General features: G+C 70.7%; 1 protein-coding gene (cut by a window edge). It reads left to right on the forward strand.

Translation table 11 applies throughout. The features are described 5' to 3' along the window. Nucleotides 1-18,688, forward strand: part of the annotated coding region (locus ACFV4K_RS01570) for a non-ribosomal peptide synthase/polyketide synthase (RefSeq protein ID WP_379271153.1) (this coding region is incomplete at its 3' end). The annotated region continues 25,768 nt past the right edge of the window; 18,688 of its 44,456 annotated nt are in view.

Genomic DNA, 18,688 nt, shown 5'->3' on the forward strand with positions numbered 1-18,688 from the left:
TTGGACCGGCTGGATTTCGGCGGCATCGGCGAAGCTGGCAGCGAAATCGCACCGGGGTCGGGCGAACTTTTCCCGCTGTCGCCGGCGCAGCTCGGCATCTGGTATGCCCAGCACCTGGACCCGCAGGTTCCGATCAATATCGCCCAGTTCGTCGAGCTGCGCGGGGAACTCGACATGGCGCTGCTCGAGGCCGCCATGGTGCGCGGCTCGGAGGAGTTCGGTTCCGGGTTCCTGCGCATCGTCGAGCGTGACGGCGAGCCCATGCAGATGGTGGACCACTCGCTGGACCGCACCATCTACCACGTCGATCTGAGCGCCGAGGCCGATCCGGCCGCCGCCGCCCACGCCTGGATGCGCGCCGACTACAGCGCGCCCCTGGAACTCACCCGCGACCGCCTCATCCGCACCTGCATGCTGAAACTGGCCGACGGCCATTACTACTGGTATGCGCGCATCCACCACATCGTGCTGGACGGTCTCGGCGCGGTGACCTACATGACCCGGGTCGCCGAGGTCTACACCGCGTTCGTCAATGGCGTCGAGCCTCCGCCGCACAAGCTGACCGACCTGCCCACCCTGGTCGAGCAGGAGTTCGCCTACCGCGACTCGAGCCGCTTCAAGTCCGACAAGGAGTACTGGGCCGAGCGGATCGCCGGTGTCGAGGACGGCACCAGCCTGGCCGGACGTTCCGCGCCGCCGGCGGCGATCAACCGGATCGCCACGGCCGCGCTCACCGAGAGCCAGACCTCGCTGCTGGACCAGGCCGTGGCCCGCCACGAGTCCTCGCCCGCGGGTCTGCTCATCGCCGGTTTCGCCGCCTACCTCGCGCAGTGGACCGGCAGTCAGGACGTCGTCCTCAGCCTCCCGGTGACCGCGCGCACCACCGCGATCATGCGCCGCTCCGGTGGCGCGGCCTCGAACATCGTGCCGCTGCGCCTGAAGGTAGGCCACGACTCGACGGTGACCGATCTGCTCGCGCAGGTGACGGTGGCCGTCTCGGGCGCCCTGCGTCACCAGCGCTACCGCGCCGAGGACATCAAGCGCGACGCCACGGCGAGCCGTGAATCGGGCTCCGCCTCCGGCGATTTCTCCGGTGGCGAGGTCGGGTCGCAGTTCTTCGGCCCGTGGGTCAACATCATGTTGTTCCACAACGAGGTCGTGCTCGGCGACATCACCGGTGAGTACAGCGTGCTGTCCACCGGTTCCATCGAGGACCTGGGCGTCAACTTCTACCAGTCGGTGAAGGGCACCCGGAACCACATCGACTTCGAGACCAACCCGAACCTGTACTCCGACCAGGAGACCCGCAGTCACCACGCGCGTTTCCTGGAGTTCTTCGACCGCTTCCTGGCGGCCGAGGCGGAGCAGCCGGTCTGGGGCCTGCCCATCACCACCGCGGCCGAGCGCACCCGCACCCTGGTGGAGTGGAACTCCGCCGCGCACGAGGTGCCGGTCACCACGCTGCCGGCGTTGCTGGACAAGCAGATTCCGCTGACCCCGGACCATGTGGCCGTCGAGTTCGAGGGCGAGCAGCTCACCTACGCCGAGTTCGGTGAGCGGGTCAACCGCCTGGCCCGCTTCCTGATCGAGGACGGCGTCGGCCCGGAATCGCTGGTGGCCCTGGGCATGCGGCGTTCGCTGGAACTGGTCGTGGGCATGCACGCGGTGCTGCGCGCCGGTGGCGCGTACGTGCCGATCGACCCCGATCATCCGGCCGACCGCACGGCCTACATCCTGGAGTCCGCGGCACCGGTCTGCGTGCTGACCACCGCCCGCGACGAGCTCGAGCTGCCGGAGTCGGTGCGGCGCTTGGAGATCGACACCCTCGATGTCTCCGGGTTCTCCGCCGAGCCGGTGACCGACGCGGACCGCCGCGCGCCGCTGCGCCCGGACAACACCGCCTACGTCATCTACACCTCGGGTTCGACCGGCCGCCCCAAGGGCGTCGCGGTCACCCACCACGCCATCGTCAACCAGGAACTGTGGATGCTCGACGAGTATCCGATGACCGAAGACGATGTGTACCTGCAGAAGACGGCCACCACCTTCGACGTGTCGCTGTGGGGCTACTTCATGCCGCTGCTGGTCGGCGCGAAGCTGATCGTGGCCACCCCGGACGGTCACCGCGATCCGCTGTACGTGGCGGAGATGATCGAGCGCCACGGCGTCACGGTCACCGACTTCGTGCCGTCCATGCTGACGGTGTTCGTCGCGCACGCCACCCGCGCCCAGTGCGCCACGCTGAAGTACGTCTTCGTGATCGGCGAGGCGCTGCCGCCGGAGACCGGCGCGGGCTTCCGCGAGATCACCTCGGCCGGCCTGCACAACCTGTACGGCCCCACCGAGGCCGCGGTCTCGGTCACCTACTGGGAGAACACCGCCGCCGACACCGTCACGGTGCCGATCGGTGTGCCCGAGTGGAATGTCGAAGTCTACGTTCTGGATTCGCATCTGCGGCCGGCCGCCATCGGTGCCGCGGGTGAGCTCTATCTGGCGGGCCGCCAGCTGGCGCGCGGCTACAAGGGCCGCCCGGACCTGACCTCGGACCGCTTCGTCGCGAATCCGTTGTCGCTGACCGGCGAACGCATGTACCGCACCGGTGACCTGGTGCGCTGGAGTGGTTCCGGTGCGCTGGAGTACATCGGCCGCACCGACTTCCAGGTGAAGTTCCGCGGTCAGCGCATCGAGCTCGGCGAGATCGAGACCGACCTGCTGGCCCACCCGTCGGTCAGTCAGGCCGCCGTGCTGGTGATGGACACCGCCACCGGTCAGCAGCTGGTCGCCTACGTGGTGCCGGTCCCGGGCCAGAGCATCGACCCGGCCGAGCTGACCCGCTTCGCCGCCGAGAAGCTGCCGACCTACATGGTCCCGGCCTCGATCATGGTGCTGGAGGCGTTCCCGCTCAACACCTCCGGCAAGCTGGACCGCAAGGGCCTGCCGGAGCCGGTGTTCAGCGCCGACGCCGCCGGATACCGCGCCCCGCGCACCGCCGCCGAGGAGATCGTGGCGGGCGTGTTCGCCGACGTGCTCGGTCACGACCGGGTCGGCGTGGACGACAACTTCTTCGATCTGGGCGGCAACTCGCTGGTCGCCACCCAGGTGGTGGCCCGTATCTCGGCCGCGTTCAGCACCCGCCTGGGTGTGCGCGCGCTGTTCGAGACCCCGACCGTGGCCGGGCTGGCCGCGCGCGTGGAAGCCGCTGGGCCCGCGGATGTCTCGCGGCCGCCGCTGGTGGCGCAGCCGCGTCCGGAACGAGTGCCGCTGTCGCTGGCGCAGCAGCGCATGTGGTTCCTCAACCAGTTCGACCCGAACGTCCCGACCTACAACCTGCCGTTCGTGGTGCGGTTGCGCGGACAGGTCGACATCGAGGCGCTGCAGCTGGCGCTGACCGACGTGGTGGCGCGCCAGGAGTCGCTGCGCACCATCTTCCCGGAGTCCGGGGACGGCGGCTTCCAGCAGGTGCTGCCCATGGACGAGGTGGATCTCGGCATCGAGGTGCACGACCTCGCCGAGGCCGAATTGCGCTCCGCGCTGGCGCAGTTCGCGTCCGCGGGCTTCGACGTCTCCACCCAGCTGCCGATCCGGGTGCGCGTGTACCGGGTCGCCGCCGGGGCCGAGACCGGCCGCCATGCCGTCGCCGACGACAGCGAGCTGGATCTCGCGGTCGCGTTCGTGGTGCATCACATCGCAGCCGACGGTTTCTCGTTCGGTCCGCTCTCGCGCGACATGACCGCCGCCTACCTGGCCCGGGTCGCCGGTCAGGAGCCCGCGTGGGCGCCGCTGCCGGTGCAGTACCAGGACTTCAGCCTGTGGCAGCGCGAGGTGCTCGGCTCGGAATCCGACGCCGACTCCATGGCCGCGCGCCAGAACGACTACTGGCGCACGGCCCTGGCCGGGCTGCCGGATCAGCTGGACCTGCCCGCGGATCGCCCGCGGCCGCCGGTGCAGAGCTTCCACGGCTCCCGCGTCACCTTCGAGGTCCCGGCCGAGCTGCACGTCCGGCTCGCGGGATTGGCTCGCGCCCAGGGCGTCTCGCTGTTCATGGTCATGCACAGCGCGCTGGCCGTGCTGCTGGCGCGCCTGTCGGGCACCAGCGACATCGCCATCGGCACCCCGGTCGCCGGTCGCGGTGAGCAGGCGCTCGACGACCTGATCGGCATGTTCGTCAACACCCTGGTGCTGCGCTCGGAAGTGGATGGGGCGGAACGCTTCACCGATTTCCTGGCCCGCACCCGGGAGACCGACCTGGCGGCCTTCGCCAATACCGATGTCCCGTTCGAGCGACTGGTCGAGGTGCTCAACCCGACCCGTTCGCAGGCCCGGCACCCGCTGTTCCAGGTCATGCTGTCGTTCCAGGAGATGTCGCACGGCTCCATGGAGCTGCCCGGCCTAACCGTCTCCGCGGACGAGCTCGAGGTCGACATCGCCAAGTTCGACCTGCAGTGGACCCTGACCGAGCAGCGCGGCCTGGGCGGCGAGACCGCCGGGCTGTCGGTGATCCTGTCCTACGCCACCGACCTGTTCGACGCGTCGACCGTCGCCGAGTTCGGGCAGCGCTACCTGCGTGTGCTCGAGACCGCCGTGGCCGCCCCGGACACCGTGGTCCGCGATATCGACGTCCTCGACGCCGGTGAGCGCGAGACCGTCCTGCACGCCTGGAACCACACCGCCCGCGAACTGCGCGGCGCGGCAACCGTTCTGGATTTGTTCGAGCGGCAGGTCCGCATCCGCCCGGACGCCACCGCCCTGATCTTCGATCCGGGCGAGCGCAGCGGCAGCATGTTCGGCCCCGCCGAGGAGCTGACCTACGCCGAGTTCTCGGCCCGGGTGAACCGCCTGGCGCGCAAGCTCGTCGACACTGGCGTCGGCCCGGAATCCCTGGTGGCGGTGGGCATCCGCCGCTCGGTGGACATGCTGGTCGCCATCTACGCCACCCTCACCGCGGGCGGCGGCTACGTGCCGATCGATCCGGACCACCCGGCCGAGCGCACCGACTACGTGCTGCGCACCGCCGAGCCGGTGGTGCTGCTCACCACCGTCGACGACGCCGTGGAATCCTCGGATTGCCCGGTGCTGCAGCTGGATTCGCTGGACCTGGACGAGTACGGCGACGCCCCGCTGACCGACGCGGACCGGCTCGCGCCGCTGCGTCCGGACAATGCCGCCTACGTGCTGTTCACCTCCGGCTCGACCGGCCGCCCCAAGGGCGTGTCCATCCCGCACGCCGCGGTGCTGAACCAGATCGCCTGGATCACCGCCGAATACGGCATCGACGACACCGATGTGATCCTGCAGAAGACGCCGGTCACCTTCGACGTGTCGGTGTGGGAGCTGTTCGGTTCGCTGGCGGTCGGCGCGCAGCAGGTCATCGCCGCGCCGGACGGCCACCGCGACCCGATGTACCTCTCGGAGGTCATCGGACGCCACCGGGTCACCATGACCTCGTTCGTGCCGTCCATGCTGAGCGTGTTCGCCTCCACGGCCTCGGCGTCCGAATGCCTGTCCCTGCGTGCGGTGCTGGTCGCCGGTGAGGCGCTGCCGCCGGCCACCGTGACCGCGTTCCGCCGCTTCTCCACCGCGGCCGTGCACAACCTGTACGGCCCGACCGAGTTCACCGTGCACGCCACCGCCGCCGCCATCGACGCGCCGGTGGTCACCTCGGTGCCGATCGGCCGCCCGGTGTGGAACGCGCAGACCTATGTGCTCGACGAGGGCCTGCGCCCGGTGCCCGCGGGCGTCCCGGGTGAGCTGTACCTCGGCGGTGTGCAGGTGGCGCGCGGCTACTTCGGCCGCCCGGACCTGTCGGCCGAGCGTTTCGTCGCCAACCCCTACGGCGAGCCGGGTTCGCGGCTCTACCGCACCGGTGACCTGGTGCGCTGGAACCAGAACGACCCGGGCGTCATCGACTACATCGGCCGCACCGACTTCCAGGTGAAGTTCCGCGGTCAGCGCATCGAGCTCGGCGAGATCGAGTCCGCGCTGCTGGACCACCCCAAGGTGCAGCAGGCCGTGGTGCTGGTCATCGACACCGTGGCCGGCGATCAGCTGGTCGCCTACATCGTGGCCGGCGGCCCGGTGGACCTGGACGGGGTCAAGACCTCGTTGCAGCGCACCCTGCCCGCGTACATGGTGCCGGGCTCGATCATGGTGCTGGACGCGTTCCCGCTCAACGCCTCCGGCAAGCTGGATCGCAAGGCGCTGCCGACGCCGCGGTTCGAGGTGCGCGAATTCCGCGCTCCGACAACGCCGATCGAGGAGATCATCGCCCAGATCTTCGGCGAGGTGCTGGGCATCGCCCGCGTCGGCGTCGACGACGACTTCTTCGAGCTGGGCGGCAACTCGCTGATCGCGACCCAGGTGGCGACCCGCCTGGGCACCGCCCTCGATACCCGCGTGCCGGTGCGCATGCTGTTCGAGGCGGCCACCGTGGAGGCCCTCGCGGCCCGGGTGGAATCGCATGTCGGCGACGGCGGCCGCAAGGCGCTGGTCGCCCGCGAGCGGCCGAACGAGGTTCCGCTCTCCCTCGCGCAGCAGCGCATGTGGTTCCTCAACCGCTTCGACACCGCCTCGGCGGTCAACAACATCCCGGTCGCCATCCGGCTCTCCGGTGAGCTGGACATCGCGGCGCTGCAGGTCGCGGTCATCGACGTCATCGACCGCCACGAGTCGCTGCGCACGGTCTTCCCGGAGACCGCGCACGGCCCGGTGCAGCGGGTGCTGGACGCCGCGCAGATCGTGCCGGACCTGACCCCGGTGCCGGTCACCGAGTCCAACCTGATCGACCACCTGGTCGAGCTGGCCACCATGGCCTTCGACGTCACCGGCGAAGTGCCGTTGCACGCGGCGCTTTTCGAGATCAGCGACACCGAGTACATCCTCGGCATGGTGGTCCACCACATCAGCGCCGACGGCTGGTCCATGGGCCCGCTGGCCCGCGACGTGATGGTGGCCTACGCGGCCCGCACCTCGTGGGAGGCCCCGGCCTGGGCGGAACTGCCGGTGCAGTACGCCGATTACGCGCTGTGGCAGCGCGAGGTGCTCGGCTCCGAGGACGATCCGGACGCGCTGATCTCCAAGCAGATCCGCTACTGGACCGAGGCCCTGGCCGACCTGCCCGACGAACTGGTGCTGCCCTCCGACCGGCAGCGTCCGGCCGTGGCCAGCTACCAGGGCGGCACCTACCCGTTCGCCATCTCCGCCGAAACCCAGCAGGCGCTGGTGGATCTGGGCCGCCGGCACAACGCCTCGCTGTTCATGGTCATGCACTCGGCGCTGGCGGTGCTGCTGGCCCGCCTGTCGGGCACCTCCGACATCGCGATCGGCACCCCGGTGCACGGCCGCGGTGAGGCCGCGCTCGACGACCTGATCGGCATGTTCGTCAACACCCTGGTGCTGCGCACCGAGGTGGACGGCTCGGAGACCTTCGCCGACCTGCTGGCCCGGTCCCGCGACACCGACCTGCACGCCTTCGCGCACGCGGACGTGCCGTTCGAGCGCCTGGTCGAGGTCATCAACCCGGCCCGTTCGCAGGCCCGCCACCCGCTGTTCCAGGTCATGCTGACCTTCCAGAACACCCGGCAGGCCAGCCTGGAACTGCCCGGCCTCTCGGTCAACGGCATCGACTACGACGCCCGCCTGGCCAAGTTCGACCTGCAGCTGACCCTGCAGGAGGCGCAGGATGACCACGGCGAGCACGCCGGCATGTCGGCCGAGATCTCGTACGCGCTGGACCTGTTCGACGAGTCGACCATCGAGGCGTTCGCGCGGCGACTGGACCTGATCCTGGCCGCCGTGATCGCGGACCCGGACCGCCCGCTCGGCGATATCGACGTGCTGGTCACCGGTGAGCGCGACCAGGTGCTCGACGGCTGGAACGACACCGCGTTCAATCTGGCCTCGGTGCTGCCCGCCCTGCCCGCAGGCGAGGCCGCCACGCTGGTCTCGCTGTTCGAAGCGCAGGCTCTGATCAGCCCCGATGCGCCTGCCGTGGAATTCGAGGGGACAGTTCTGTCCTACGCCGAGTTCGCGGCGCGGGTGCACAAGCTGGCCCGCAAGCTCATCGCGCAGGGCGTCACCGCGGAATCGCCGGTGGCCCTGGCGATCCGGCGTTCGCTGGATCTGGTCGTGGCCATGTACGCCGTGCTGGAGGCCGGTGGCGCGTACGTGCCGCTGGACCCGGACCAGCCGATGGAGCGCATCGACTACGTGCTCGACACCGCGCGCCCGGTCGCCATCCTGACCACCGGCCGCGACGACTTCGTGACCGGCCGCAATGTGCCGGTGCTGGAAGTCGACACGCTGAACCTGGACGCCTACTCCGACGCTCCGATCACGGATGCCGAACGGGGACAGGCGATCCGGCCCGAGCACACCGCCTACGTGATCTTCACGTCCGGTTCGACCGGCCGCCCCAAGGGCGTGGCCGTCGAGCACGGCGCGATCGTGAACCGCCTGCTGTGGATGCAGCACGAGTACCCGATCGACGCCACCGACGCCGTGCTGCAGAAGACCCCGGCCACCTTCGACGTGTCGGTGTGGGAGTTCTTCTGGCCCTTGCAGACCGGTGCGCGCCTGGTGGTCGCCAAGCCCGACGGCCACCGCGATCCGGTGTACCTGGCCCAGGTGATCGCCGAGACCGGCATCACCACGGCTCACTTCGTGCCGTCCATGCTCTCTGTCTTCGTTTCCGCGCTGGATGCTCAATCCTCCGAGGTTCGCGGCGCGTCGCGTTCTGGACTGAGTGGAGCGGGGGAGCGAAGCGGAGGGAAGAACGAGACCTCCAGCGCCGCGAACCCGCCCCGGAGCGAAGCGGAGGGGCAAATTGGCCACAGCCTGCGGCAGGTGTTCGCCTCCGGTGAGGCGCTGCCCGCGCCGACCGCGCAGAAGCTGCGCGAGCTGACCGGCGCGCGTCTGCACAACCTGTACGGCCCGACCGAAGCCGCCGTCGACGTCACCTACCACGAGGTCGTGGACGCCGACACCGTCTTCGTGCCGATCGGCCGCCCGGTGTGGAACACCGAGACCTACGTCCTCGACGCCCGCCTGCACCCGGTCGCGCCGGGTGTCGCGGGTGAGCTCTATCTCGCGGGCGATCAGCTCGCGCGGGGTTACCTGGGCCGCCCGGACCTGTCCGCGGACCGCTTCGTGGCCAACCCGTTCGTCTCCGGCGACCGTATGTACCGCACCGGCGACCTGGTCTCCTGGACCGCCGAGGGTGAACTGAACTACCTGGGCCGCACCGACTTCCAGGTGAAGCTGCGCGGTCTGCGCATCGAGCTGGGCGAGATCGAGGCGGCGCTGCTGGCGCAGCCGACCATCGCCCAGTCCGTCGTGGTGGTCCGCACCGACGCGCACGCGGGCGACCAGCTGGTGGGTTACGTGGTCCGCGAGCCTCACGCCGTGGTCGACGTCGACGGCGTGAAGGCCGCGCTGAGCGCCTCGCTGCCCGCCTATATGGTTCCGGCCGCGCTCGTGGTGCTGGACGCCTTCCCGGTCAACGCCTCCGGCAAGCTGGACCGCAAGGCCCTGCCCGCGCCGGTGTTCGAGGCCAAGCGTTTCCGCGCCCCCTCGACCCCGATCGAGGAGATCATCGCGCAGATCTTCGCCGACCTGCTCGGCGCCGAGCGCGTCGGCGTGGACGACGACTTCTTCGAGCTGGGCGGCAACTCGCTGGTCGCCACCCAGGTGGTGGCCCGCCTGGCGGCCGCGCTGAACGCCGAGATCGGCGTGCGCGTGCTGTTCGAGGCCCCGACCGTGGCCGCGCTGGCCGCGCGGGTGGAGTCGCACGCGGGAACCGGTGTGCGCCAGGCGCTCACGGTCCGCACCCGGCCCGAGTACCCGCCGCTGTCGCTCGCGCAGCAGCGCATGTGGTTCCTCAACCGGTTCGATCCCGAATCGGCCGCGAACAACATCCCGGCGGCCGTACGGCTCACCGGCGCACTGGATCTCGACGCCATGCGCGGCGCGATCGCCGACGTGATGGCGCGCCACGAGTCGCTGCGCACCCTGTACCCGTCGCACGAGGGCGTCGCCTACCAGAAGGTGCTGCCCACCGGCCGCGCCATTCCGGAGCTGGACGTGCTGGACGTGACCGAGGGCGAATTGTTCGCCGCGGTCTACGACTTCGCCGCGCGCGGCTTCGACGTCACCACCGAGACCGCCGTGCGCCTACGCGCCTACCGCCTCGCGGCCGACGAGCACGTGCTGGTCCTGGTGGCCCACCACATCGCCGCCGACGGCTTCTCCATGACGCCGCTGGTCCGCGACCTGATGACGGCCTACATCGCGCGCAGCCAGGGCGAGACCCCGGGGTGGACCGAATTGCCGGTGCAGTACGCGGATTACGCGCTGTGGCAGCGCGAGACCCTGGGTTCGGAAGAGGACCCGCGCTCGCTCATCACCGAGCAGCTCGACTACTGGCGCGACACCCTGTCCGGCCTGCCGGACGAGCTGCGCCTGTCCACCACGCCGCGCCCGGCCGTCGCCTCCTACGACGCGGGCACCCACCGGTTCCAGGTGCCGGGCGAGCTCATCGCCGGGCTGAACCGGGTGGCGCAGGCCCATGGCACGACCCTGTTCATGGTGGTGCACAGCGCCTTCGCCGCGCTGCTGGCCCGCCTGAGCGGCACCGACGACATCGCGGTCGGCATCCCGGTCGCGGGCCGTGGCGAGCAGGCGCTCGACGACCTGGTCGGCATGTTCGTCAACACCCTGGTGCTGCGCGCCCCGGTGGACACCGGCGCGAGCTTCACCGACCTGCTGAAGACCGTGCGCGAGCGCGATCTGCAGGCCTTCGCCCACGCGGACGTGCCGTTCGAGCGCCTGGTCGAGGTGCTCAACCCGGCCCGCTCGCAGGCGCGGCACCCGCTGTTCCAGGTCATGCTGTCGTTCCAGAACCTGGGGCGTGCCTCGCTGGAGCTACCGGGCCTGAGCGTCGCCGAGCTGGCCATCGATCAGCAGTCGGCCAAGTTCGATCTGCAGATGACCCTGAGCGAGGTCGTCGACGGTGCCGCGGCGGGCCGCGAATTGGACTCCGCCGCCATGGACGCCGAACTCGTCTACGCCACAGACCTTTTCGACGCGCGGTACGCGGGCGTGTTCGCGCAGCGCTTCGTCGCCGTGCTCACCGCCGTGGCCACGGACCCAACCCAGCTGGTCGGCGAAGTCGAGCTGCTGACCGAGACCGAGCGTCGTCAGCTGCTGGTCGGCTGGAACGAGACCGCGTTCGAGCTGGACACCGCGCTGCCGGAGATCGAAGAGGGCGCGGCGGCGACGCTGGTGTCGCTGTTCGAGGCGCAGGTCGCGCTGACCCCGGACGCGACGGCTGTCACGTTCGAGGGGACGAGTCTGTCCTATGCCGAGTTCGCGGCCCGCGTGCGCAAGCTGGCGCGCTGGCTGATCGCCGAGGGCGTCGGACCGGAATCCTTCGTCGCGCTGGGCATGCGCCGCTCCATCGACCTGGTCGCGGGCATGTACGCCGTGGCCGTCGCCGGTGGCGCGTACGTGCCGCTGGACCCGGATCACCCGGCCGAGCGCACCCAGTACATCCTCGAGACCGCGCAGCCGGTCTGCGTGCTCACCTCGGGTGACGACCTGGAAGGCGTTGAGGCGCGCCAGGTTCGGATCGACGAGCTGGATCTGTCGGCCTTCGACGGCGGCCCGGTCACCGATGCCGAGCGCCGCTCGCCGCTGCGCCCGGGCAATACCGCCTACGTGATCTTCACGTCCGGTTCCACCGGCCGCCCCAAGGGTGTGGCCGTGAGCCACGCGGCCATCGTCAACCGCCTGGTGTGGATGCACGCCCAGTACGGGCTGGCCGCCTACGACGTGGTGCTGCAGAAGACCCCGGCCACCTTCGACGTGTCGGTGTGGGAGTTCTTCTGGCCCTTGCAGGTCGGCGCGCGTCTGGTGGTCGCCAAACCCGACGGCCACCGCGACCCGGCCTACCTGGCCGAGATCATCGTCCGCGAGGGCGTCACGGTCACCCACTTCGTGCCGTCCATGCTCGCGGTGTTCGTGGCCGAGCCGGCCGCGGCCGACTGCGTCAGCCTGACCAATGTCTTCGCCTCCGGTGAGGGCCTGCCCGCGCCGACCGCGCAGAAGCTGCGGCAGCTGACCGGCGCCCGTCTGCACAACCTGTACGGCCCCACCGAGGCCGCGGTCGACGTGACCTTCCACGAGGTCGTCGACGCCGACATCACCTCGGTGCCGATCGGTGCGCCGGTCTTCAACACCCAGGTGTACGTGCTGGATTCGCGCCTGAACCCGGTTCCGGTGGGTGTCGCGGGTGAGCTCTATCTCGCGGGTGACCAGCTGGCCACCGGCTACGTCGCGCGCCCGGATCTGACCGCGGATCGCTTCGTGGCCAACCCGTTCGGCGACGGCGCGCGCATGTACCGCACCGGTGACCTCGTCACCTGGACCGGCCACGGCGAGCTGGAGTACCTGGGCCGCACCGACTTCCAGGTGAAGCTGCGTGGTCTGCGCATCGAGCTCGGCGAGATCGAATCCGCGCTCACCGCGCTGCCCGCGATCGCGCAGTCCGTGGTCGTGGTTCGCCACGACGAGCGCACCGGTGATCAGCTGGTCGCCTACCTGATCGCCGCCGACGGCCACCTCGACGTCGACGCCGTGAAGGACGTGCTGTCCGAACAGCTTCCGGCGTACATGGTCCCGGCCGCCTTCATGGTGCTGGACGCCTTCCCGCTCAACGCCTCCGGCAAGCTGGACCGCAAGCAGCTGCCCGCGCCGACCTTCGCCGCCAAGACCTTCCGCGCCCCGGCCACCCCGGTGCAGCAGACGGTCGCCGGCACCATCGCCGACGTGCTCGGCCTGGACCGGGTCGGCCTGGACGACGACTTCTTCGAGCTGGGCGGCAACTCGCTGATCGCCACCCAGGTGATCGCGCGCCTGTCCGCGGCGCTGGACGCCGACATCCCGCTGCGCGCGCTGTTCGAGGCCTCCACCGTGGCCTCGCTGGCGGCACAGCTGGAATCGCGCGTCGGCACCGGCGCGCGGGCCGCCCTGGTCGCACAGGAGCGTCCGGAGCTGGTGCCGCTGTCGCTGGCGCAGCAGCGCATGTGGTTCCTGAACCGCTTCGACAACCGCACCGCGGTCAACAACATCCCGGTGGCGCTGAAGCTCACCGGCGCGATTGATCCGGCCGCCTTCACCGCCGCCCTGGGCGACGTGCTGGCCCGGCACGAGTCGCTGCGCACCGTCTACCCCGAGATCGAGGGCGACGGCTTCCAGCGCGTCCTGCCGCTGTCCGAGATCGACTTCGAGGTGCGGACCGAGTCCGTCACCGCGGCCGACCTGACCGCGCGCATCACTCAGCTGGCGAGCGTCTTCTTCGACGTCACCCGCGAACTGCCGTTCCGCGCCACGGTGCTGAGCCTCGGCGAGACCGAGCATGTGGTCGTGCTGGTGCTGCACCACATCAGCGCCGACGGCGCGTCGCTGCGCCCGCTGCTGCGTGACGTGGTGGCCGCCTACCTGTCCCGCGCCACCGGCGAGGCCCCGGCCTGGTCGCCGCTGCCGGTGCAGTACGCCGACTACACGCTGTGGCAGCGTGAGATCCTCGGCGCGGAGACCGATCCCGAGTCCATCGCCGCCCAGCAGATCGCCTACTGGACCACCCAGCTGGCCGACCTGCCCGAGCAGCTGGAACTGCCCGCCGACCGGCCGCGGCCCGAGGTCGCCACCAATGCCGGTGGCGTGCACGACTTCTCGATCGACGCAGACCTGCACCGCGCCCTCACCGGCGTGGCCCGCGAACACGACGTCACCCTGTTCATGCTGGTCCACGCGGCGCTCGCGGCCTGGTCCGCGCGCCTGTCGCGGTCCACCGACATCGCCATCGGCATCCCGATCGCGGGCCGCGGTGAACGCGCCCTCGACGACGTGGTCGGCATGTTCGTCAACACCCTGGTGCTGCGCAGCGAGGTCAAGCCGGACGCGGCCTTCCGCGATCTGCTCGCCCAGGTGCGCCGCACCGACCTGGCCGCCTTCGCGCACGCCGACGTGCCGTTCGAGCGGCTGGTGGACGTGCTCAGCCCGGTCCGCTCGCAGGCGCACCACCCGCTGTTCCAGGTGGCGCTGACCTTCGAGGCCGCCGGCGCCAAGGACGCGGCCGCGGTCGAGCTGCCGGACCTGGCCCTCGAGGTCGTCGAATTCGATCCGGGCACCGCCAAGTTCGACGTGCAGCTCACCGTGAGCGAGCCCGCCGACGGCTCACTGGGGCTGTCCTGGAACTACGCCACCGATCTGTTCGACGCCGAGACCGTCATCGCCTTCGCCGAGCGCCTGGTTCGCATCCTGCGCGCCGTCGCCGAGGACCCGTCGGCCCTGATCGGCGATATCGACCTGCTGGGCGAGGGCGAACGCCACGACGTGGCCGAGTACTGGGTCTCCGCGGGCGAGGACATCGTCGAGCTGGCCGCGACCGCGCGCGCCGCGGTCGCCGAGGCCGAACTCGCCGTCGCCGAGGGCATTTCGGGCATCGCGCCCGAGGCCGCCGCCCTGGCCGCGCTGGGCGGGGCCGCTGAGCGTCTGTCCAACCCCCTCGCGGCGTTGGCGAGCCCGTTCGCCGCCGCCGAGGCCACCATCTCGGGCCTGTTCGATCTGGCCGTGGCCGCCCATCCGGAGCGGGTCGCGGTGCGGTTCGGCGATGAGGAGCTCACCTACTTCGAGCTGGATCGCCGCGCGAACGTGCTGGCGCGCAGGCTGATCGGGGAGGGCGCGGGTCCGGAGTCGCTGGTCGCGGTGCTGCTGCCGCGTTCCGCGGACCTGGTCGTGGCGCTGCTGGCCGTGATCAAGACCGGTGCGGGTTACGTGCCGATCGATCCGTCCTACCCGGCCGACCGCATCGCCTTCGTGCTCTCGGACGCGAAGCCCACCAGCGTGATCACCGACTCGACCGTGCAGGTCGAGCTCCCGGCCGAGCTGAACACCGTTCTCCTGGACGGCTTCTCGCTGGAGGCCGGGAACATCGTGGACGCGGCCGACGGCCCCGTCACCGATGCCGACCGCCGTGCGGCGCTGAACCCCGACCACGTCGCCTACGTCATCTACACCTCCGGTTCGACCGGCCGCCCCAAGGGCGTCGCAGTCGCGCACCGCAATGTGGTGCGCCTGATGGCGAACACCGATCGCGAGTTCGGCTTCGGACCCGACGACGTGTGGACCCTGTTCCACTCCTACGCCTTCGACTTCTCGGTGTGGGAGCTGTGGGGCCCGCTGCTCTACGGCGGCAAGCTCGTCGTCGTCGACTACTACGTGTCGCGCTCCCCGGAGCAGTTCCTGGAACTGCTGCGCCGCGAGCAGGTCACGGTCCTCAACCAGACGCCGTCGGCGTTCTACCAGCTGGCCGAGGCCGACCGCATCGCGGCCACCGCCGGCGACCAGCAGGACCTGGCCCTGCGCTACGTCGTCTTCGGCGGTGAGGCGCTGGAGCTGCGCCGCCTGTCGGATTGGGTTGCCCGCCACGGGGATTCCACCCCGTACCTGGTGAACATGTATGGCATCACCGAGACCACGGTCCACGTGTCCGTGCGGGTGCTCGACGCCGACACCATCGCCGCCGCCACCGGTTCGGTGGTCGGCCGGGCCATCGCCGGTCTGCGCGTGTACGTCCTCGACGACCGCCTGCACCCGGTGCCGGTCGGCGTCGCGGGTGAGATGTACGTCGCCGGTGCGCAATTGGCGCGTGGGTACCTGGGCCGCCCGGACCTGTCCGCGGCCCGCTTCGTGGCCAGCCCCTTCGGCGCGCCGGGCACCCGCCTGTACCGCTCCGGTGACGTGGCCCGCTGGAACCGCTTCGGCGAACTCGAATACCTGGGCCGCGCCGACGACCAGGTCAAGGTCCGCGGCTTCCGCATCGAGCTCGGTGAGATCGAGTCGGCGGTGCTGGCGCAGGCCGGGGTCGCGCAGACCGCGGTCATCGTGCGCGAGGACCAGCCGGGCGACCAGCGCATCGTCGCCTACGTGGTGCCGCAGGACGGTGTCGCGCCCGCCGTGGACGCCGTCCGCGACGGCGCCGCCGAGCTGCTGCCCGCCTACATGGTCCCGTCGGCCGTCGTGGTGCTGGAGCGGATCCCGCTGACCGTCAACGGCAAGCTGGACCGCCGTGCCCTGCCGGCCCCGGCCGCGCAGGCGCGCGCCTTCCGCGCCCCGGAGACTCCGACCCAGGAGACGGTCGCCGGCGTCTTCGCCGAGGTGCTCGGCCTGGAGCGGGTCGGTCTGGACGACGACTTCTTCGACCTGGGCGGCAACTCGCTCATCGCCACCCGTGTGGTGTCGCGCATCGGCGCGGCCCTGGACACCACGGTGGCGGTGCGCACCCTGTTCGAGGCCACCACGGTCGAGGCGCTGGCGGCCCGCATCGAGTCGCACGCCGACGGCGCTTCGCGCGCCAAACTGATTGCCCGCACCCGGATTCCGGAAGCGCTGGGAGGTGGAGCGGAGCTGGTGCCGCTGTCGTTCGCGCAGCAGCGCATGTGGTTCCTCAACCAGTACGACACTCATTCGGCGGCCTACAACCTGCCGCTGGCGATTCGTCTCACCGGTGAACTCGACACCGCCGCACTGGAACTCGCGGTCGCCGACGTTGTCCGCCGACACGAGTCGCTGCGCACCAAGTACCCCGAGCACGGCGGCACCCCCATGCAGGTGGTCGTTCCGGCCGAGGAGATCGCCCTCGATCTGCGCCCGGTCACGGTCGCGCCCGCGGATCTGACTGCCACGGTGACCGCGTTCGCCACACTGGGCTTCAATGTGGCCGAACAGGTTCCGCTGCGCGCCCGCCTGTTCCGCGCCGGCGGCGAGGACGCCACCGAGCACGTGCTCGTGGTGGTCGTGCACCACATCGCCGGTGACGGTTTCTCCATGTCCCCGCTGGCCCGCGACGTCATGGTCGCCTACACCGCGCGCACCCAGGGCGCGGTGCCCGGCTGGGCCCCGCTGGCCGTGCAGTACGCCGACTTCGCGCTGTGGCAGCGCGAAGTGCTGGGCTCGGAAGAGGATTCGTCCTCGATCATGGCCCGCCAGGTCGCCTACTGGCAGCGCGTGCTCGGCGGCGTGCCGGACGAGCTGGCCCTGCCCACCGACCGCCCGCGCCCGGCCATCGCCTCGCACCGCGGCGCGACCCTGCAGCGGACGCTGTCGCCCGAGCTGATCGCGGCGCTGGAAGACGTTGCCCGCCAGCGTGGTTCGTCGCTGTTCATGGTCATGCACAGCGCTCTCGCGGTGCTGCTGGCCCGCCTGTCCGGCGGCGACGACATCGCGGTCGGCACCCCGGTCGCCGGTCGCGGTGAGGCCGCGCTCGACGACCTGGTCGGCATGTTCGTCAACACGCTGGTGCTGCGCACCGGCATCGAGCCCGGCGAGTCGTTCACCGACCTGCTGGATCGCGTCCGCCACACCGACCTCGACGCCTTCGGCAATGCCGATGTGCCGTTCGAGCGGCTGGTGGAACTGCTCGCGCCCGAGCGCTCGCAGGCCCGCAACCCGCTGTTCCAGGTCATGCTGGCCTTCCAGAACCTGGACCGCGCCAGCATCGAACTGCCGGGTCTGACGGTCTCCACGCTGGACCTCGACGAGAACGTCTCGCGCTTCGATCTGCAGTTCACCTTGTCGGAGCAGGACTCCGGCATGGCTTTGGCCCTGACCTATGCCACCGATCTGTTCGACGCGGCCACCGCGGCCGGGTTCGCGCAGCGCTGGGTGCGGGTGCTCGAGGCCGTCGCCGCGAACCCGGAGATCGGCGTCGGTGCGATCGACATCCTGGACTCCGGCGAGCGCGCCGATCTGGTGGCCCGGTTCGGCCTGCCCGCCGTCCCGGCGCGCACCCTGCCCGAGCTGATCGCCGACGCCGTCGCCATCGATCCCGCCGCGCCCGCGGTGGTGTTCGAGGGCAGGAGTCTGTCCTACGGCGAGCTGGATTCCCGCTCGAACCGCTTGGCGCGCTTGCTCATCGAGCGCGGCATCGGCACCGAGGATCTGGTCGCCGTCGCCGTGCCGCGTTCGGACGAGTCCTACTTCGCCGAATGGGCGGTGGCCAAGACCGGTGCGGCGTTCGTGCCGGTGGACCCGAGCTACCCGGCCGACCGCATCGCCCACATGGTCACCGACTCCGGTTCGCCGGTCGGCCTGACCGTGGCGTCGGTGCGCGCGGACATGCCGGACTCGGTCGAGTGGCTGGTGCTGGACGACCTGGATCAAGCGCTGGGAGGTGGAGCGAACGCGTTCGCGGACACCGCGATCGACGCCGCCGAGCGGGTGCGCCCGCTGCGCCCGGAGCACCCGGCCTACGTCATCTACACCTCCGGTTCCACCGGTGTGCCCAAGGGCGTCGTGGTCAGCCACGCCGGCCTGGCCAACTTCACCGTCGAGCAGGCCGAGCGGTACGCGCTCGACTCCTCCTCGCGCGCACTGCATTTCGCGTCGCCCTCGTTCGACGCGTCGATGCTGGAATTCCTGCTCGCCATCGGCAAGGGCGGCACCCTGGTGGTCGTCCCGCCGGGCACCTACGGCGGCGAGGAGCTCGCCGAGCTGATCCGCCGCGAGCGGGCCACCCACGCGTTCATCACCCCGGCCGCGCTGTCCACCTTCGGACCGGCGGGCCTGGACTCGCTGCGCGTGCTGGTCGCCGGTGGTGAAGCCGTCCCGGCCGACCTGGTCGAGAAGTGGG

Origin of the sequence: Nocardia sp. NPDC059764 (assembly GCF_042732555.1) — a bacterium.
Taxonomy (GTDB): domain Bacteria; phylum Actinomycetota; class Actinomycetes; order Mycobacteriales; family Mycobacteriaceae; genus Nocardia.